Consider the following 18,284-nt stretch of genomic DNA (forward strand, 5'->3'; position numbering starts at 1 on the left):
CGCCCACGGCAAGGCGCTTATCGTACCCGCGATCGAGCAACTTCGGCAGCGCGAGGGTCCCGAACGTCGAGACCGCCGCCAGGCTGGACCCGCTCAGGGCGCCGAAGATGGCGCCCGCGCCGATCGTCACGATGGCGAGCCCCCCCCGGATCCCTTGCAGCCACTTGGAGGCGATGTCGAAGATGTCGTCAGCGGTGCCTCCCACGAACAGGAACTCGCCCATGAGGATGAAGAGCGGCACCGCGATGAGGGGGTAGTTCGTCCAGAACTCGAAGAACTCCGTTCCGAGGACGGCGAGTGTCCGGTCAGGGCCCAGCTCGACGAGAAGAAAGAGGGCGCTCGTCAGGCCGAGGCTCACCGCGACCGGCACGCCCAGCACGATGAGCGCCGCGACGAGGCAGGCTAGCAGGCCGGCGAAGACATACCAGTCCATTCACGCCCTTTCCCCGAACCGGGACGGTGCTGCCCACGCACACGCTCAGCGCGGATGCGCGCCATTCGACGGCCGTGTCTGGCGCGCATCCCCGAGCAGAGCCCGCCCCGTCTCGACGAGCGCCTGCAGGCTCAGCGCAAGGAATCCGATCGGAATCACGGCCTGGACCACGACGAGAGGAATCTCGGCCTCATCGGAGCGCAGTGCCTTGGCGAATGCCACCGATGCCAGCCGCCACCCGGCCCAGCAGGAGAGCACCCCGTAGGCGAAGAAGAGCGTGACCGACAACAGACGGAGCCCGTTTCGCGCGCGGTCGGAGAGCACGCCGGTGAAGAACTCGGTCGCCACATGCGCGCCCTGCCGGAGCGCGAAGGCGAGGCCCAGGGCGACCACGGGCAGGAAGCTGAAGCGCGCGAACTCGTTCACCCATGCCACCGGGGCCCGAAACGCGTAGCGCATGACCACCCCGTAGCACACGACCAGCATCATCCCGAGGAGCGCCACCCCGGCCAGCTGCGCCAGGAACCCGCTCAGCCGGTCGATGGTCCCGGCTACCCGCTGAACCAGTGCCGGTCGCTCGCTCCGGGGGAGGGCCCGGGTCACTTGAGCGTCTCGCGGATCTTCTCGAATCTCGTCCACTCCGCTCCCCACGTCCTCGCCATCTCGTCATTGAACGGCTTCAGGGCTGCTTTCCACCGCGCCACCTCCTCGGCGGGAACCTCGTAGACCTGCACCTTGGGCTTCATGCTCTTGAGCTGGTTGATCACCTCGGTCGTGTCCTGCCTGATCTTGCGGTAGTACTGCTTGTCGGCCTCCACGAAGGTGTCCCAGACCAATGTCTTCATGTCCGGCGGCAGGCTGTTGAAGAACTTGAGATTCATGATCACCGGGAGGGAGCCCGTGTAGAGGTTGGCGATCTGGATATGCGGCGCCACCTCGAAGTATTTCTCGCTGAAGATGCTGGAGATCGCCAGCGTCCCGCCGTCCACGGTCCCGCGCTGGATGGCGTTGAAGAGCTCCGAGGTGGGGATGAAGATGGGCTCTGCGCCGAGCAGCTTGAGCGGGTCCTTGAGGCTGCTGACGGTCCGCAACATCTTGCCCTTGAAGTCTTCCAGCTTCCGAATCGGCTTCGACGAGAAGACCTCCCCGTGCGGGACGTTCGGCCAGCTCATCAGCTTCAGGCCGTTCTTCTCGAAGTGCGGCGCCGCGAAGTCGTAGAAGCTGCCGGGCTCCCGGTAGTGGTCCCCGAACTTGTAGGCGTCCCAGTTCCAGGGCGAGTTCGCGACGGCGGCCACGACTCCCATCCGCTTGGGCTCATACGCCGCCGAGGTGAGCGCGATCTGCACCACGTTGTCGATGACCGCGTCGAAGGCCTTCGCCAGCTTGACGAGGGACTCCGCAGGGTAATGGTCCACCTTGATGCGCCCCTGCGAGCGCTTCTCGAGCATCTCCTTGACGGTCTCCAGGTGGATCCGGATCGGATAGCTGGGTCCCCCGTACGAGGCCATCTTGATGGTGATCGGCTCCGCCGACTGCGCCGGCGGGACCCAGGCGAGGGCCGCCAGGCCGAGGCTGACGGCCACGGCGATTCCGGCCCGATAGATCGCTCCGACGTGTCCCCTCGTCATTCCCATCGCGTGCCCTCCCTGCTGGCCGGGTCACCCCGGCCTCGAGTGGATGCGGTCGTTCTTGCGGGTTGCCCCGTGCGGAGAAGCGGGCAGGCCAGGGGCCATATTGGCACCGACGCCCCCGAGAAGGGAAGTCAGTTCTGCGCTCCGGCCGCCCACGTTGGCCCCATCCTTGGCGCCAACTCCGGGCCTTCGAGAAGCGGCTCCTCGACGAGGAGGTGCACTGCAACTACACGCGGCAGTGGCAGCGCATCGTGCCCCACAGCGCCAGGGTCCGGGGCTGGACCATCACGCCCGCGCCCTTCCTCAACCCCCCGCGGCTCTACGGCGTGGGGGGCTGGCCGAGTGACCGCCCGGGGGCCCGGGCGCACCTGATCTGCGCGGCCGGTCACGTGCGCCGCCAAGCCGAGCGGAGACGGAAACGGAACGACACCGCGCCGGGTCGCGCCGGCAAAGCGGGGTCCCTAACGCGGGCGACGACGATCCCGAGGCCGAGGAGGGCACGTATCGCCGGGACCCTCCCACCGCGCGGCGGCCAAGAAGCGAATGAACAAAAGGCATCACATAAATGGAGCGAGCGTCTCATTTCACTGGGCAGCAGGATCATCTAGATGATATGTAGCAATGAGGCACCGAAACGGTCGACCAGGCCACGACCGAGCCACTCCGCTACGAGACGACCGTATGAGCGGCCCTCGGGCCGCGCCTCTGGTAGCCGGCCGTCTTCCGCGGAACTCTCACCGGCGGGACTCAGCGGTGGACCGCTTGGTGACCCAGATCAGGGATCTCATCATCGGCCGGCGCTTGCCCCCAGGCACGCGACTTGGCTTGGAGCGCGATCTGGTCAACGCCTCGGGGCTCAGCCGCCCGACGGTGAGAGAGGCCATCCAGATCCTCGAGCAGGACGGACTCCTCCAGGTGAAGCCTGGACCGAAGGGCGGCCTCATCGTGACTGGGCTTGACGCCACCCAGGTCGTCCGCGCCCTGGGGTATCTCCTCGAGTACGAGGCAACGCCCCCGTCCGACTTTCTCGAGGCGCGCAAGGAGATCGAGGTGACGAGTGCCCGGCTGGCGGCCCTGAATGCCACGGGGGACGACCTCGCCGCCATCGCCGAGACCATCGTGGAGTTGCAAGCGACCGGGCGGGTCGATTCCGTCTTCATCGTGGACTCGAGCCTTCGCTTTCACTTGGCGGTCGCGCGCGCCTCGCGGAACCAGGTCCTGCTGCGGATGACCGAGAGCTTGATCGACCTGGTGCTCCGATCGACGGTGCGCGTGGATTTCACGGCCGAACTTCGCGACCAGATGGTCCGCGCTCATCAGCGCATCTTCGACGCGATTCGAAATCACGACGCCGAGGGCGTGGCCCGTCGCATGCGACGCCATCTCGAAGGGTTCACGGAGTATGTCGAGAGTACGGACCAGTCGGAGCGATTGAAGAACTCACGGGATACCAGTGACGATCTCTTCGAGCGGCTGCGACTCACCCGAACACAGTCGAAGGTGTGACAGCGGAGGCGATGATGCCAGCCGAAGACCGGAGAGGCCGCGATGATGAGCAAGCTCGGCGCCGCACGTCCGTCCGTCAGTTCGTGAGCTCATCGGGCATTCCTCTGAAGCCGTGCTATGTCCCCGAAGGCGCCCGGCAGGACGCTGGCACCGCGGAGACCGGGAGACCGGGGGAGTTCCCGTATACCCGGGGCATTCATCCCCTGATGTATCGCGAGCAGCTATGGAGCATGCGGAAGAACGCCGGCTATGCCTCGCCCGCGGAAACGAACGCGCTGTTCAAGATGCTGGCGAAGAACGGCCTGACCGGCTTCAACCTCGCCATCGACCTTCCCACGCAGATGGGGTACGACTCAGATCACCCGAGGGCCCGCGGTGAAGTCGGCAGAACCGGCGTGGCCCTGGACACGGTGGAAGATCTCGAAGCCGTGTACGAGGGGATTCCACTGGCCAGCACCAGCACCTCCTCGGCGATCAATGGCATCGCCCCCATCTTCATGGCCATGTACGTGGTCGCGGCCGAACGCCAGGGAGCGAAGCCAGATCAGCTGCGTGGAACGTGGCAGAACGACATCTTGAAGGAAATGCTGGCCCGCGGAACGTATCTCTTCCCTCCGAAGCCCTCGATCCGCCTGGTGTGCGACGTGATCGAGTACTGCATGAAGGCGGCCCCCAGGTTCTATCCGGTGAGCGTGTCCAGTTGCCACATGGTCCAGGCCGGCGCCACGGCAGTCCAGGGCCTTGCGTACACCTTCTTGAATGCCATGGTCTATATCGATGAGATGCTGCGCCGCGGTTATCACATCGACGAGGTGGTCCCCTGCTTCACCTTCCTGACCCAGAGCAATCTGGATCTCTTCGAGACGGTGGCAAGGGCGAGGGCGGCCCGGCGGGTGTGGGCCAAGCTGATGAAGACTCGCTATGGGGCCTCGACCCCCAAGGCACTGGCGTTCAAGGCGGCCATGGCCACGGATCAGACGGAGCTCACCATCGAGCAGCCCCTGAACAACCTGGCCCGTCTCACCCTGGGGGTTCTGGGAGCGGTGCTGGGGGGCGCTCAGTCCGTCATGGCGGCTGCCTACGACGAGGCGTTTGACATTGCCTCGGAGGAGTCAAACCGCCTGAGCTTGATGCTCCAGAACATCATCGCCTACGAGACCCGCGTGCCGTACGTGGCCGATCCGCTGGGAGGCTCCTACTACGTGGAAGCGCTCACCAGCGCGGTGGAAGAGGAGGTCGACCGCATCATCGAGGAGATCGAGCATATCGGCGGGATGGTCGCCGCCATCGAGCAGGGCATTGTCCAAAGGCGGATATCCGAGCCAGCCTTCCAGAAGCAGCAACGGATCGAGGCGGGGGAGGAGATCGTCGTCGGCGTCAACAAGTTCCGGGTGGACGAGGATCGCTCCCGATACGAGAAGGACGTGTATCAGTACGACGCGGCGTTCGAGAAGCAGCAAGTCGAGAGGCTGCAGGCGAGGCGTCGACTCCGAGACGCGAGGGCCGTACAGGCGGCCCTCGACGCGGTCCGTAAGGCGGCCGAGGATCCTCGTGCCAACACGATCCCCCCCTTGATCGAAGCGTGTCGGGTGGACGCAACAGTGGGCGAGATGACCGAAGTCCTGCGGACGGTGTTCGGCACGTTCCGGGTGCCGACTGGCTTCTGACTCCAACGCGTGAGCGAGCTGTGATCGCGACGGTGAGGGAGATGAGTGAGCAGACAACTCAGCGAATCAAGGTCCTGATTGCAAAGGTCGGCCTCGACGGCCATGAGCGTGGCGCCAAAGTCGTGGTGCACGCGCTCAAGAATGCCGGCATGGAGGTCGTGTACACGGGCCTCCATCAAACGCCCGAAGAAGTGGCGAGGGCGGCCATGCAGGAGGACGTCGACGTCGTGGGCCTGAGCGTTCTCTCGGGCGCGCACGTGGTCCTTGCGCAAGCGGTGGCGCAGCAACTGCGGGAACGTGGGATGGAGGATGTCCTTCTGATGATCGGCGGCACCATTCTCCAGAGGGACGTTCCTGCCTTGAGAGCGGCCGGCTTCCAGGGGGTATTTGGGGTGGGAAGCACGCTGGGCGAGATCGTCGCGTTCGTGCGAAGCGGCACGCAGCACCCGGCCGTCTCGTGACGGGAGCCCGCTGACGCATGCGTCCCAAGGCTGAGGCGGATCTGTTGCTCGAGCGTGACAACGGCGTCTCCTCGATTACCCTCAATCGCCCCGCGAAGCGCAATGCGCTGCTGCCCGATCAGCTGGTGCGACTCCAGGAGATGCTGGGGAGTATCGCGCGGGACCCGAGCTGCCGGGTCCTCGTGATCCGGGGACACGGGGGCCATGCCTTCTGCGCGGGCTACGAGATCGGGGCCATCCCGCTCGAATCGCCCGACACCCCTCATCGGCTGCTCCGCGGCACCATGGCGGCGATCGAGGAGCTGCCGGTACCGGTCATTGCCATGATCGAAGGGGTTTGCATGGGGGCTGGGTGTGAACTGGCGGCCGCCTGTGACATCCGTCTGTGCAGCGACAAGGCCCGAATCGGGATGCCGCCGGCAAAGCTGGGAGTTCTCTATCACCCGACGGGGGTGGAACGGTTCATCAATCTCGTGGGTGTCGGCTGGACGAAGTACCTCTTCCTCACCGGGCGATCGCTGGATGCCGCGACGGCGAGGACCATCGGCCTGGTTCACGAGGTCCTGCCCGAGCAGGAGTTGCAGGCGTACACGCAGGCGTTTGCTCGGGCGATGGCCGAGAACGCGCCGCTATCCGTCAGTGGCGCCAAGGGGACGGTGAGGATCCTCGCGCATCGTCGGGTGGCGTTCAGCGACATGGACCGCATGGATAAGTGGATCGGGGCGTGCTTCGCGAGCGAGGACGCCGAAGAGGGCCGCCGCGCGTTTTCCGAGAAGCGCAAACCGAGATTCAGAGGGCGGTGATGCCCGTATCCCGGAAGACTCCGGACGATTGGCACGATCGCTTCTGTTCAGGAAGCGAGCAAGTCCTGTCTCGGCTCCTCTCCCTCGCGGAGCATGAGGACCCGGGGCTTGCCGATGTCCTCGAACGCCTGAACCCGTTGTGTGACCGGGCGCATGTGATAGGTATCACCGGTCCTCCGGGGGCGGGGAAGAGCACGCTGGCGGACGCCTTGACGGCACGGCTGCGGGGCGCAGCGAGGACGGTCGGGATCGTCGCCGTCGACCCGTCGAGCCCTTTCTCCGGCGGAGCTGTGCTCGGGGACCGCCTCCGCATGCAGAGGCACTACCTGGACCCAGGCGTGTTCATCCGCAGCCTGGCCTCGAGGGGGCGCCTGGGAGGGCTCGCGCCGGCAGCCAACGCGGCGGTCAAGCTCCTGGATGCGTTCGGCATGAACGTGATCCTGGTCGAGACCGTTGGCCTTGGCCAGGCTGAGCTGGAAGTGATGGAGGCCGTGGACACGGTGGTCGTGGTGCTCACCCCGGAGGCTGGAGATGGCGTGCAGGCCATGAAGGCCGGGCTCATGGAAATCGCCGATGTTCTGGTGGTGAACAAGTCCGATCGCCCGGGTGCGGCCGAGATGGCACATCACCTGTCTGCTTCGCTGCTTCTGGAACCGACCGGTCCCGGTTGGGTGCGGCCAGTCCTCTTGACCCAAGCCGCCAGCGAGGTGGGTATCGAGGAGTTGGCGAGCGCGATCAACGGCCACAGGACCTCTCTGGAGGAGGGTGGGCACCTGCAGGAGAGGCGGCGGAAGCGCCGAAGCGCGGAGTTCTTGAGACTGTTGACGGATCGGATGGTCAATCAGTTTCAGCAAGACGCCGGCTTGGATCCCCTGCTCAGGGAGTTGGTCGTCGCTGTAGAGAACGGGGAGCGAGGGCCCCAGAGGGCGGTTGAACAAGTCTTGAGCGGGAGGAAGGTCGGCGCCGTCGGCTTGCGCAACGTCGAGGAATCCGCGCCGGCCTGCACGGGGGGCACGGCCGAAGGGGGCACCAACTCGGGAGCCCTCTCCGGGATCCGCGTGCTCGAACTGGCAAGTTATCTAGCCGGGCCGCACGCGGGGATGATCCTGGCCGACTTGGGCGCAGAAGTCATCAAGATCGAGCCGCCGGGTGGAGACTTTACCCGCCACGCGCCGTCGGGCTCCATGAACGGCGAGTCTGTCTACTTCCTGAGCTGCAATCGCAACAAGAGCAGCCTTGTGCTCGATCTCACGATCCCAGAAGGCCGAGCGGTGTTCCTGGACCTGGTCCGGGTGTCCGACGTCGTCGCATACAACTTCCGCCCTGGAGTGGCCGAGCGGCTCGGCCTCCTGTACACGCAGCTGGAGGCGGTCAACCCACGGCTCGTCTGCTGTTCGATCTCGGGCTTTGGGCTCAGCGGACCCTATCGAGAGCGCCCTGGATTCGACTATCTCCTGCAAGGCTACGCCGGGGTCGCGGATGCCATCGGGGATGAGGGCGGCCCGCCACGGGGGACCCGGCTGTCGGTCGTGGATCTCCTCGGGGGCATCCACGGGGCCGTGGGCATCCTCGCGGCTCTGCAAGCACGCCACCGTACGGGCCGGGGCCAGCAGGTGGACATCGGCTTGCTGGATGGTGCCTTTTCGCTCTTCAGCTACCACGTGGCGATCATGGCCAACCTGGGGATCGCGCTCGAGAAACCGCCGGCGTCAGCCCACCCGAGTCTCGCGCCGGCGCAGATATTCCCTACCAAGGACTCGCACATCGTCATCATGGCCGTGAACGATGACTTCTTCGGCCGACTGTGCCGGCTGTTGGACGTGCCGGCGGTGGCGTCCGATCCGCGCTTCGCCACTCCGCACGGACGCAAGGAGAATCGCGCCGCGATGGTGACGATCCTGAGCGAACGATTGCGGGAGCGGAGCACCGATGAGTGGATGGCATTGTTGCTGGAGGCTGGCGTTCCCGCCGGTCCCGTCAACGACCTTCAGCAGGCCATGGCAGATCCCCATCTGAGAGAGCGACACATGATCATTGAAACGGCCCACCCTCATTGCGGACGGGTGCAGATGGTCGGAAATCCGATCAAGTTGTCGGAGAGCAAGACAATGCCCGCTCATGCGCCCCTGATGGGGCAGGATACGGAACACGTGCTCGAACGACTGATCCGTTACGACACACGGAAGATCAGGTCCCTGATGGACGCGGACATCTGCCGTGGACCGAATGTAGCCGGGGCCTCCGGCCGTGATGGCTGACGAGGCACTGAGACGCGGAGAACGAGCCACGAACCATATCTCTACAGGAGGTGCGTATGAAGTCTCGCGCGCTCGCAGCATCGGTTCTGATTCTGGCTGCCGTGGTCGTGGTCGGCAGTGCGGCTCCGGCTCTGGGGCAGAAGAAGAGAGTCGTCCTCGCGTGTAGTCAGGCCACGTCAAGCTTCTACACCCAGTGCGTTGCTGTCGCGCAAGTCATCAATGAGCAGGTCCCGGCCCTCGACGTCTCCGTGATGGAGACTGGCGGGGCCGTGGCGAGCATGAAGCTCTTGCTGAACGAGAGGGCGGACATCGCCCTCACGACGACGGATCAAGCCTACCTCGCCTGGCACGGACTGGAGAACTGGAAGGAGACTCCCTTCAAGGACATCCGCGCGTTGGTGTACACCACGAGCAGCGCCAACTACCTCATCGTGCGGGAGGATTCCGGCATCCAGAACATCCAGGGGCTCTCGGGCAAGAAGTTCAACCCCGGCATGCGAGGCTCCAGCACCGAGAAACTCACGCAAATGGTCCTGGAAGATCTGGGGATCACGCCTGACTGGCAGCGCATGGCGGCATCCGACGCCGTCGCGGGGATCATCGATAACCGGCTCGTCGGGTACGCGAAGGTGGGAAGTGGCTTTGCGTTTGACGGTCCGACGATGGAGATCGCGGCGAAGACCAAGATCCGAGTGCTGCCCTTCACCGAGGCGGAGGCCAAGAAGTCCAGGACCAAGCACCCCTTCCTGTCGTGGGCGAAGGTTCCCGCCAACACCATCAAGGGACTCGGCGAGTTCTGGACGCCGGCCGTGAGTTCCGGCTTCACGGTGCGCAAGTCCTTCCCGGCTGAATTGGCCTACGCGGTCATCAAGGCCGTGTCTTCCGAGAAAGGCGCGGCCACGGTCAAGGCAGCGTTCCCCGGCTTCACCGCGGATCCCGGTAAGTTGACCGTCGATGTCGCCACGTCGCCACTTCATGTCGGCGTGCTGAGGTATGTCGTCGACAAGGGGCAGCAAGTCTCCGGTGACCTCGTTCCCCCCGAGAAGAAGTAGGGGTGCGGTCGGCGCGCCCCACCGCCCTGGAATCCGAAGATTGGAAGGGACATGCAGGCCCACGGAACAATGACGGCCGATCCTGACGAGGACTCCGGCCGCTCGCTGACCGGTATCCAGGCCGGGATTGCGTCCGTGAGCGCCGTGCTGTTTGCCGCCTTCGTCTTGTACACGTCGGAGTTTGGGCCGTGGCCCACCCTCATAAACCGCGCGATCTTCCTCGGGTTTGCGTTCATCCTCGTGTATCTCCGGTATCCGCTGCGCAAGAAGGAGCGAGCGCGCGCCGGACTCGTCGACATCACGGCGATGGCGGTCGGTATCACCGCGTGCGTGTACATCATCGTCCAGTATGAATGGATAACGGACAACCCCGCGGAGTCAACACGGATCAGCTTCTGGCTCGGCCTTGCCCTGACGATTCTGGTGCTCGAAGGGATGCGCCGTACGCTCGGGTGGGCATTCGTGCTGGTGGCTGTCGCGATGCTCCTCTACGCCTACTTCGGCAACTGGGTGCCCGGGCGGTGGGGGACACGCGGGTTCGATCTGAGCGAGATCGTCGAGACGCTGTACCTCACTGATCGGGGTGTGTGGGGCATGGTGACCGGCATCGTCGCGACCGTCGTCGCCATGTACGTCGTCTTTGGCGCGGTGATCTTCGCGAGCGGAGGTGGCGAAACCTTTATCGCGCTCTCACTCTTCCTGGCGGGACGCTCGGTCGGGGGCGCGGCAAAGATGGCCACGGTGGCCTCGGGATTCTTCGGCATGATCTCCGGGAGCTCTGCGGCGAACGCGGCGACCACCGGCATGTTCACGATTCCGACGATGCGTCGGCTCGGCTATCGACGAGAGTTCGCGGCGGGAGTCGAGGCGGCGGCTTCGACCGGGGGGCAAGTCATGCCGCCGATCATGGGCGCGGGTGCGTTCGTGATGGCGGAGTTGCTTCAGGTGCCGTATTCAGCCATCGCGTTGGCGGCGGCGATACCGGCACTGCTCTATTACCTCGGGGTCTTTGCCACGGTCCATTTCGAGGCGAAGAAGGACGGGCTGAAGCCCGTCCCTGCCGAGATGGTTCTCGCGCTCGCGAAGATCCTCTCCTGGAGGAAGGCCGCGCCGCTCTTCATCCCGCTTGCGGTCCTGACGTGGAGCCTCCTCCGGGGGCAATCGCCCGAGCTTGCGGGGGTGAGAGCGGCTGCCGTGGGGCTCGGGCTGTACCTGGTCTTGGGCGACTGGACGCCGGCCTCGATCGGTGCGCGCGTGGTGACGGCGGTGAAGGCCATCGAGAGCGGCGGGAAGGCCCTGGTGATGCTCGCGTTTCTCGGCGTGGGCGCGCAGGTCATCATCTCGGTGGTCACGCTGACAGGCATCGGGGTCAAGCTGTCCGAACTGCTGATTTCGGCAAGCGGCGGCAGCCTCGCGATTGCTCTAGTTCTGACCGCAGTCGTGTGCACCGTCCTCGGGATGGGCGTCACGACCACCGGTGATTACATCATCGCTGCGGCCGTCATCGGTCCGGCTCTCGTCAAGCTCGGCTTGACCCCATTCATCGCCAACCTGTTCATCTTCTACTGGGCGGTATCGTCGGCGGTGACACCGCCGGTCGCTGCCGCGGTGTTCGTCACGGCCGGTATCGCGGGTTCTCGGGTACTGCAGACAGGCGGGATCGCATGCCGGCTGGCAGCCTCCGCATTCGTCATCCCGTTCGTCTTCGCCTACGTGCCGGCCCTCCTCCTGCAAGGATCGGTGGCGGAGATCGTCGTGGCGTCGCTGGCGTCGGCGGTGGGGCTCGTCACGCTGGCCGCAGGTCTCACGGGGTACCTGGTGCGGAGAGCCACGGTCGTCGAACGCCTGGCGCTGCTGGTGGCGGGAACCTCTCTCACCGTACCGATGCTCGCGATCAGGCTGTCGGGGCTCGCCCTCCTGCTGGTGGTCTTGGCGAGGCAACGGGTCGCGGTCGGCAGGGAAGGCGTCGCGGTCTCCCAACCCGTTGGATAGGCAGACAGCGGTCATGCGCGCGACGCGTCCGCCGGGCGCGGCGACGGATATCTGGGCGGGGATCCGTGACGGGCTGCTGTTCCTTCCGCTGTACCTCCCCTTCGCGATCTCGTATGCCGTCACGGCGAAGATGATGGGCGTGGCGTCGTGGGTCATCGTCGTCTGGTCGGCCGCCATCTATGCCGGATCGGCGCAGCTCGCCTGCCTGAGCGCCATGGCCAGTGGCGCGGGCCTGGTCGAGCTGAACGTCATCGCGCTGATGGCCAATGTTCGCCACGGGCTGGTGGCCATGAGCATCGCGCCGTACCTGAAGGGGGTCCGGAAGCGGATGCTCCCCGCCATCTGTTTCACGGTGGCGACCTCCTCGCCTGGTCTGCTCTGGGCAAGAGCGAGACGTGGCGGGCCCGTCGAGAGGTACGCGCTGGCCACCCAGGTCTGTCAATGGGGACAGTGGGTGCTGTTCACCATCGTGGGCGCTGAGCTCGGCGCCCTGATCCCCGTCTTCCTGGTCGGCGCCGTTCTCTTCGCGGCGCCGGCCGCGTTCCTGGGAATGGTGATGCCGATGCTGCGCGAGAACCTCACGAGGGGTCTGCTCGTGGGACTGGTGGCGGGGGTGGCGGCCGTGAGCCTGCCGGCCGTTGTCAGCGTTCAGATGGCCGCCATCACGGCAGCGCTCGTCGGCGCTCTGGCTTCCCTCCTCCTGTAGGCGACGCGCCGACCATGCCCGTAAACCTCCTTGCGCTGGTCGCCACAACCGCGGTGGTCACCTTTGCGCTCCGCTATGTCCCGGTGACGGTGCTCCACCGACGGGAGCTTCCTGGGCCGCTCCAGAGGGTCCTCGGCAATCTCCCGCTGGCGATCTTGTCGGCCCTCATCTGTCAGTGGACGTTCTTGAGGGACGGCCATCTCGATTGGGGTGTGTCGAACTTCTACCTCTTCGGGTTCCTGGGGGCCATTCTGCTGTCGGTCCTCACCCGGAATCTGGCGGCATCCGTGTTCGGCAGTGTCGGGATCGTCGCTGCACTCACCGTTCTCTTCGGTCCGCGATGACTGCGGGACGGCCATCGCAGAAACCGTCGGCAGGGCTTGATCGCCGCGAGCCGAGCCGCTACACTCGAGGCAACCGGCCGCGCTGTTCGAGGAGGCTCCCGTGCCCGCCCGGCGTCCCGCAGTGCTCTTCCAGATCCACAACCGCCGCGGCCTGGGCCATCTCATGCGTGGCCTCAACATCGCGCGGGAGATCCGCGCGCTGGCGCCGGACGGCGAGGTCGTCTTCTACACCCGCAGCGAGGCCGCCGCCGAGTTCCGGCCTCCTGGCATCCGCCACATCGTCGAGAGCGACCCCACGGCCCCGACCCATTGGCCGGAGGCAGTGCGCGCGGTGGCGCCGGACGTCGTCGTCTACGACACCATCCTGCCGAGGGACCCCGAGGCCGAGCCAGTCCCCCCCTCCATCCGGGTCGCGTACATCATGCGGCGGTGCCAGGAGGAGCAGCAGCGCGCGGTCTTCGCGCACCGCTGGCTCGATCGGGTAGACGAGATCCTGGTGCCGCATGAGCCCGGCGAGTTCGGCTACGAGCTGCCGCCTCGGCTCCGCGCCCGGACCACGTTCGTCGGACCCATCGTCCGGCTCCCCGATCCGGAGGGTCAGGCGCGCCTGCGGGAGCGGTACCGGCTCCGCCAGGGCGACTTCGTCCTCACCTCCACGGTTGGCGGCGGCGGCTTCGGGGCGCAGGCCGATGCCTTCTTCGAGGCGGTGTTCGCCGTTCACCGCCGGGTGACGTCCGTCCGCCCGCTGCGGCACCTCGTCATCCAGGGACCCAACTACGGGCGAGCGCTGGCGCCCTTGCCGGGCATGACCGTCGTGGCCGTCGAGCCCGACATCGTCAACCTGCTCGCCATCTCCGACCTCGCCATCGCGGAGGGGGGCTACAACACGGTCAACGAGGTGCGCGCGACCAGGACCCCGGGGGTCTTTCTGCCGAGCCGCCGCAGCGTGGACGACCAGGAGGAGCGGGTCCGGGCGCTCGAGGTCCGCGGGCTGGCGCGCGTGCTGGCAGGGGTGGAGCCGGAGGAGGTCGCGGCGCTCGTCGAGACGCTCTGCACGTCCGCCACGGCCCTGCCCGACATGCGGAGCCGGTACGCCGGGGACCGCATGGTGATCGGCAACCGCGCGGCCGCCGAGAGGATCCTGGGGCTCTGCCGGTGACGTCGAAGGGGCACCAGTGACCCCGGCTCTGATCGCCCATGGCGCGCGAGTCCTCCTGCGGGTGGTGCCGGCCGGCGCGGTGGCCGATCCGGTCTGGACGCCGCGAGTGATCGATCGGGTGCGCGGGCGGCACATGGTCGTGGAGTACGCTCTGGCGGAGCGCCGGCATCGGGGCCGGCATCCCGTGCAGCGGGTGATCGGCAAGTTCTACGCCGACGGCACCGGCCAGCGGACCTACCGGGTCATGCGGGAGATCGCCAGTCGCCTCGCCGCCGGCGCGCCCACGCCGCCCCTGGCCGTTCCTCGCCCGCTGGCGTACGACCGGGCGCGCCGGCTCTTGCTCCAGGAGCGCGCGCCCGGCGTGCCGTTCCCCATGCTCGTGGAGCGCGGAAGCGACGGGCGAATCTTCCGCCTCGCCGGAGCCGCGCTGGCCTGCCTGCACTCGCTGCCGCTCCGGCTCGGGAGGGAGAGCTGGCTGCCCGACCATCTGCGCGAGCTGGTCCGGCCGCACCCGCGGTCGCTGGTCGAGGCCTTCCCCGAGTATCGCGGGATGGTGGAGTCCGTCCTGGCGGCCATCGCCGCGCGCGAGCGGGGCTGGCGAGGGCGCGTGCGGGCGACGCCGCTCCATCGAGACTTCCATCTACGCCAGCTCATCCGCGACGCCGACAGGAGCGACCGCGTCTGGCTCATCGACTGGGATTTCTACGCCAAGGGCGACCCCGCCTTCGACGTGGGCTACTTCGTCGCGTATCTGCGGAGCCACCTCGGCAGCCGGGCCGAGGCCGCCGTCAACGCGTTCCTCGGCAGTTACACCGCGCGGCGCCCGGCGTCCGCCGTCCTCGCGCGCCTCTCGACCTACGAGGCCTTCAATTACCTGCGCCGCGCCTGCCGGCGCTTCAGGCTACGGGACACCGGCTGGCAGGTCGAGATGCGCGCCATGCTCGCCCGGGCCGCCGATTCCCTGTAAGGACGCCACTCGCCTCGGGCCGCTCAGAGGCCACGGGGCGCCGGAGCGCCGCCGTCACCCGAGGCGCGCCCCGTCACCACCAGCAGCGGCCCGCCAGAAGGCCCTCGGCCTCATGGATGAGGGCCCGGATGTGCGTGCGCCAGCCTCCCTGCTGACGCTGGAAGGAGTGCACCGCCTTGTCCAGCGTGGCGCCGGCGCAGCAGACCGGCAGCCGTGTCCGCCACTGGGCAGGGGCGTGCCGGAAGTACCCCTCGACCAGCGCGCCGGCCGCCGGGCGGACGCAATCCACGGCCAGCCGGCCACGCACCCGTTGCAGGGCCATGTCAGCGAGCAGCGACCCGAGGTCCATCATCGGATCGCCGAGGGCAAAGCTGTCGAGGTCGACCACGCTGACGCTGTCGGCATCGAGCAGGACGTGGTCGATCTTGAGGTCGCCGTGTGTGGGCCGCAGCGGCACGTCCTCCAGACCGGCCGCGATGGCGCCCGCCAGCCTCTCCAGCTCCGCCTGAGTGCCGGGGTCCACCCACGCGAGCCGCTGTGCCGCGCGATGTACCGTCGTGACGTGGTCGCTTCGCCCCCGCAGGGGCGCGGCGGGTCCATTCGGGCCGGCGTCACGCTGATGAAACCGCGCCAGGGCCCGGCCAATACGCCGGGCGGCGCCTGCCGGATCACGGCCGTGACAGAGGAGCTCTTCGAAGGTGACGCCGTGCACCTCTTCCTGCGCCACCGCGCCCAGCTCGGGGAAGTACTCGATCGGGCGGGCGACGGACAGATCCGCATCACGGACCGCGGCCCGGCCCCAGAGCGCCGCCAGGGCCGCGTGGCCGGCCGCCGCGCCGCCGGCCGGGTAGACCTTCACATAGAAGCACTTCCAGCGCGCCCGGCCACTGCCGGCCTCGCGGGCCTCGGCGGCGTACCGCAGCGTGGCGCCCAGCGCGGCACGGTACCGCACGGTCTCTGTGGTCCAGCTCTCGGCGCGCCAGGATCCCGGGCCGAAGCCGCGGAGGAGCGCGGCCTCGAGCTGGCGCGGCGGCGCCGTGGTCAAGGGGCCCAGCGTGGGCAGGCGAGGATCGTGGGGGAAGAAGTGGACGAGCATGCCGAGGTCCGTCAGCAGGGAACCTGTGGCGCTGTCGCGGGCGTCCGTGACTTGGGCGTTCCCCGCCCGGAGCTTCCGCCACCGGTGCTGCAGGCGCTCGTCAGGGTACATCTCCGCCGCCACCCAGCGTTGCTGGGCCAGCCCCGTCCACGCGTTGCGCAGGCTCAGCGCGTACTGGAGCACGCAGCGCTCGCCGCGGCGGTAGCGGACCCGCTCCACGCGACAGGCCTCGACCTGGAGCCTGCGCTGCCCGACGTCGGCGAGCCGCTCGCTGAAGACCTTCCGCATGTGTCCGGGGTCGAGGGCCATGGGGAGCTGGTGGAGCACCGGGTCCGCGGGAAATGCGGCGGAGGATGGACTCATCGCTGCCTCGCCTTCACGTCGCGGCGACCGGTCGCCAGCTCGTACGTCCGCCGGTAGAGCAGGCTCGTCGACAGGAGGGTGCGGTGACGCCCCTGCGCGGCGATCTTCCCGTCATCGAGCACGAGCACCAGGTCGGTGTCCGTCACCTCTTCAAGGTCATGGGTGATCAGCAGGCATGTCCGGCCGGCCGTGACGCGCTCGAGCGCCTCGCGAGCCTGCCTTTCGCTCTCCACGTCCAGTCCACGCATGGGCTCGTCGAGGATGAGGATGGGCGCGTCGCGGATCATCGCCCGGGCCATCGCGATTCGCTGCCGCTGGCCGCCGGACAATGCCGCGCCGCGCTCGCCCACGATGGTGTCGTAGCCGTTCTCGAGCCCCATGATGAAGCCCTCGGCGTTGGCGGCCTGGGCCGCGGCCACGATCTCGGCAGGCGTCGCGTCAGGCTTCCCGTAGGCGATGTTCTCCCGGATCGAGGCGCCCCACAGCATGGACTCCTGGAGGACGATACCGACCTGCCGGCGGATCGACTCACGCCGGTACTGCGCGATGTCGACGCCGTCCAGCAGGATCCGCCCCGCCCGCGGGTCATAGAGGCGCAAGATCAAGCTCACCAGCGTGGACTTGCCGGCCCCGGAGGCGCCGACGATGACCGCGCGCTGGCCGGGCGGGATCCGGAACGACACGTCCTTGAGGACCGGCCGCCCGGCGCCGTAGTCGAAGCTGACGCCGTCGAAGACGATCTCGCCGCGGAGCCGTCCGGCCTCGATGGCGTCGGGCCGCTCCCGGACCTCGGGCTCCTCGTCGAGGAACTCGGCGAGCCGTTGGGCGCTCACCGAGGCCTTGGCGAACTTGCCCGACAGCCGCGCCATGCCCCGGAGCGGCTTGTACATGCTGCCGAGGTAGGCGGCGAACACGAGGACGCCGCCCGGCGACATCCGGCCCTCCAGGACCTGCAGCGCCCCGAAGAGCACGACCGCGGAGATCGCCAGCGCGCTCCCGATCTCCACGCTGCGCGCCGCGGCCGCCTCCATGCGAGCGACGCGGATCCCGTCCTCGAGGTTGGCTGCGCTCTCGGCCTCGAAGCGCTGCGCCTCGTAACGCTCCCGGGCGAAAGCCTGCACGAGGGCCATTGACGCCAGCATCTCCGCGAGCCGCGCGGCGATGCGTCCCTCCTGCTTCCGCTGCCGCTTCGCCGAGCCGCGGATGCCCCGCTGCAGGTGAACCAGGGTCCACGCCAGCAGCGGCAGTGACGCCAGCACCATGGCGGCCAGCCGCCAGTTCAGGGCGAGCATCACGGTCCACATCCCGGCGACGGTGAGCACGTGGCCCGCGAAGGTCACCGCCGCGTCCGAGAAGACTTCACGCAGCGTGTTGGTGTCCGCGGTGATCTTGCTCAGGAGCTCGCCGGACCGGCTGCGGTGATAGAAGGACAGCGACAGCCGCTGCAGGTGCGCGAAGGCCTCGTGGCGCAGCGCGTACACCAGGCCATACCCGACGCGGGACGTCAGGTAGACCTGGCCGTACGCGAAGGCGCCGCGGAGCGCCGCGACCAGGAGGATGCTCGACGCGAGGGCAGCCACCGCGGTGGTCTTGCTGCCGCCGATCAGGCCGCCCAGGAGCCAGAGCGAGCTCGGGAGCGGCGCGTCCAGCAGCACGTGGTCGAAGATCAGCTTGAGCGGCCACGGCCCCAGCAGAGCGGTAGCGGTGACGCCCAGCATGCAGAGCGTGGCCAGCGCCAGGCGCCACCGGGCGCTCCAGAGATGGGCGCGGACCGCGACGCCGAAGCGCCCGCTGCGCATCGCCCGACCGCCGTCTCTCGCGCCGCCGCTCACGCGCTCGCCCGCCC

The 18,284-nt window shown here is 67.7% G+C and carries 16 protein-coding genes; 11 read left to right on the forward strand and 5 right to left on the reverse strand.

Going from position 1 to position 18,284, the window contains the following annotated elements:
- The 3 genes from HYV93_15915 to HYV93_15925 form a co-directional block, all read right to left on the reverse strand.
- A partial coding sequence (locus tag HYV93_15915) for a TRAP transporter large permease subunit (protein MBI2527458.1) occupies positions 1–433 on the reverse strand: 433 nt, incomplete at its 3' end.
- Positions 434–478: 45 nt separating this feature from the next.
- Complete coding sequence (locus HYV93_15920) at positions 479–1,036, reverse strand: TRAP transporter small permease subunit (protein ID MBI2527459.1); 558 nt, start codon at positions 1,034–1,036, stop codon at positions 479–481.
- Positions 1,033–2,067: a TRAP transporter substrate-binding protein gene (locus HYV93_15925; protein MBI2527460.1), complete on the reverse strand. Its 1,035-nt coding sequence runs from the start codon at positions 2,065–2,067 to the stop codon at positions 1,033–1,035. The genes HYV93_15920 and HYV93_15925 overlap by 4 nt, the downstream gene beginning before the upstream one ends.
- A gap of 762 nt (positions 2,068–2,829) precedes the next feature.
- On the opposite strand from HYV93_15925, the gene HYV93_15930 reads away from it, so the two are divergent.
- From HYV93_15930 to HYV93_15980, 11 genes are all read left to right on the forward strand, one after another.
- A complete protein-coding gene (locus tag HYV93_15930) occupies positions 2,830–3,570 on the forward strand; it encodes a FadR family transcriptional regulator (protein MBI2527461.1) in 741 nt (246 codons plus the stop codon).
- A gap of 14 nt (positions 3,571–3,584) precedes the next feature.
- Positions 3,585–5,237: a methylmalonyl-CoA mutase gene (locus HYV93_15935; GenBank protein ID MBI2527462.1), complete on the forward strand. Its 1,653-nt coding sequence runs from the start codon at positions 3,585–3,587 to the stop codon at positions 5,235–5,237.
- Between the two features lie 41 nt (positions 5,238–5,278).
- The gene (locus tag HYV93_15940; protein ID MBI2527463.1) at positions 5,279–5,698 is read left to right on the forward strand and encodes a cobalamin B12-binding domain-containing protein; all 420 of its coding nucleotides are present in this window, start codon (positions 5,279–5,281) and stop codon (positions 5,696–5,698) included.
- A gap of 17 nt (positions 5,699–5,715) precedes the next feature.
- Complete coding sequence (locus HYV93_15945) at positions 5,716–6,501, forward strand: enoyl-CoA hydratase/isomerase family protein (GenBank protein ID MBI2527464.1); 786 nt, start codon at positions 5,716–5,718, stop codon at positions 6,499–6,501.
- A complete protein-coding gene (gene meaB / locus HYV93_15950; protein ID MBI2527465.1) occupies positions 6,501–8,759 on the forward strand; it encodes a methylmalonyl Co-A mutase-associated GTPase MeaB in 2,259 nt (752 codons plus the stop codon). Before HYV93_15945 ends, meaB begins: the two co-directional genes overlap by 1 nt.
- A 56-nt stretch (positions 8,760–8,815) precedes the next feature.
- Entirely contained in the window at positions 8,816–9,811 is a 996-nt protein-coding gene (locus tag HYV93_15955) for a TAXI family TRAP transporter solute-binding subunit (protein MBI2527466.1), read from the forward strand.
- Positions 9,812–9,862: 51 nt separating this feature from the next.
- Positions 9,863–11,803: a TRAP transporter fused permease subunit gene (locus HYV93_15960; protein ID MBI2527467.1), complete on the forward strand. Its 1,941-nt coding sequence runs from the start codon at positions 9,863–9,865 to the stop codon at positions 11,801–11,803.
- Between the two features lie 13 nt (positions 11,804–11,816).
- The gene (locus HYV93_15965) at positions 11,817–12,509 is read left to right on the forward strand and encodes an AzlC family ABC transporter permease (protein MBI2527468.1); all 693 of its coding nucleotides are present in this window, start codon (positions 11,817–11,819) and stop codon (positions 12,507–12,509) included.
- Between the two features lie 14 nt (positions 12,510–12,523).
- Entirely contained in the window at positions 12,524–12,853 is a 330-nt protein-coding gene (locus HYV93_15970; GenBank protein ID MBI2527469.1) for an AzlD domain-containing protein, read from the forward strand.
- A 100-nt stretch (positions 12,854–12,953) separates the two neighbouring features.
- Positions 12,954–14,012, forward strand: a complete 1,059-nt coding sequence (locus tag HYV93_15975) for a hypothetical protein (protein MBI2527470.1) — start codon at positions 12,954–12,956, stop codon at positions 14,010–14,012.
- 16 nt (positions 14,013–14,028) lie between these two features.
- Positions 14,029–14,979 (forward strand): aminoglycoside phosphotransferase family protein, encoded by a 951-nt coding sequence (locus tag HYV93_15980; GenBank protein MBI2527471.1) that lies wholly within the window; start codon positions 14,029–14,031, stop codon positions 14,977–14,979.
- A gap of 73 nt (positions 14,980–15,052) precedes the next feature.
- Here HYV93_15980 and HYV93_15985 read toward each other — a convergent pair whose 3' ends face one another.
- A complete protein-coding gene (locus tag HYV93_15985) occupies positions 15,053–16,438 on the reverse strand; it encodes a phosphotransferase (protein ID MBI2527472.1) in 1,386 nt (461 codons plus the stop codon).
- Positions 16,435–18,237: an ABC transporter ATP-binding protein gene (locus HYV93_15990; protein MBI2527473.1), complete on the reverse strand. Its 1,803-nt coding sequence runs from the start codon at positions 18,235–18,237 to the stop codon at positions 16,435–16,437. The genes HYV93_15985 and HYV93_15990 overlap by 4 nt, the downstream gene beginning before the upstream one ends.
- Positions 18,238–18,284: the final 47 nt, after the last annotated feature.

The sequence above is a fragment of the Candidatus Rokuibacteriota bacterium genome (genome assembly GCA_016188005.1).
Taxonomy (GTDB): Bacteria; Methylomirabilota; Methylomirabilia; order Rokubacteriales; family CSP1-6; genus UBA12499.

Excerpts from the sequence above, each read along its gene's own strand:
- HYV93_15925 (MBI2527460.1), bottom strand. The coding sequence starts at position 2,067 with ATGGGAATGACGAGGGGACACGTCGGAGCGATCTATCGGGCCGGAATC.
- HYV93_15935 (MBI2527462.1), top strand. The coding sequence starts at position 3,585 with ATGCCAGCCGAAGACCGGAGAGGCCGCGATGATGAGCAAGCTCGGCGC.
- HYV93_15940 (MBI2527463.1), top strand. The coding sequence starts at position 5,279 with ATGAGTGAGCAGACAACTCAGCGAATCAAGGTCCTGATTGCAAAGGTC.
- HYV93_15945 (MBI2527464.1), top strand. The coding sequence starts at position 5,716 with ATGCGTCCCAAGGCTGAGGCGGATCTGTTGCTCGAGCGTGACAACGGC.
- meaB (MBI2527465.1), top strand. The coding sequence starts at position 6,501 with ATGCCCGTATCCCGGAAGACTCCGGACGATTGGCACGATCGCTTCTGT.
- HYV93_15955 (MBI2527466.1), top strand. The coding sequence starts at position 8,816 with ATGAAGTCTCGCGCGCTCGCAGCATCGGTTCTGATTCTGGCTGCCGTG.
- HYV93_15960 (MBI2527467.1), top strand. The coding sequence starts at position 9,863 with ATGCAGGCCCACGGAACAATGACGGCCGATCCTGACGAGGACTCCGGC.
- HYV93_15965 (MBI2527468.1), top strand. The coding sequence starts at position 11,817 with ATGCGCGCGACGCGTCCGCCGGGCGCGGCGACGGATATCTGGGCGGGG.
- HYV93_15970 (MBI2527469.1), top strand. The coding sequence starts at position 12,524 with ATGCCCGTAAACCTCCTTGCGCTGGTCGCCACAACCGCGGTGGTCACC.
- HYV93_15985 (MBI2527472.1), bottom strand. The coding sequence starts at position 16,438 with ATGAGTCCATCCTCCGCCGCATTTCCCGCGGACCCGGTGCTCCACCAG.
- HYV93_15990 (MBI2527473.1), bottom strand. The coding sequence starts at position 18,237 with ATGCGCAGCGGGCGCTTCGGCGTCGCGGTCCGCGCCCATCTCTGGAGC.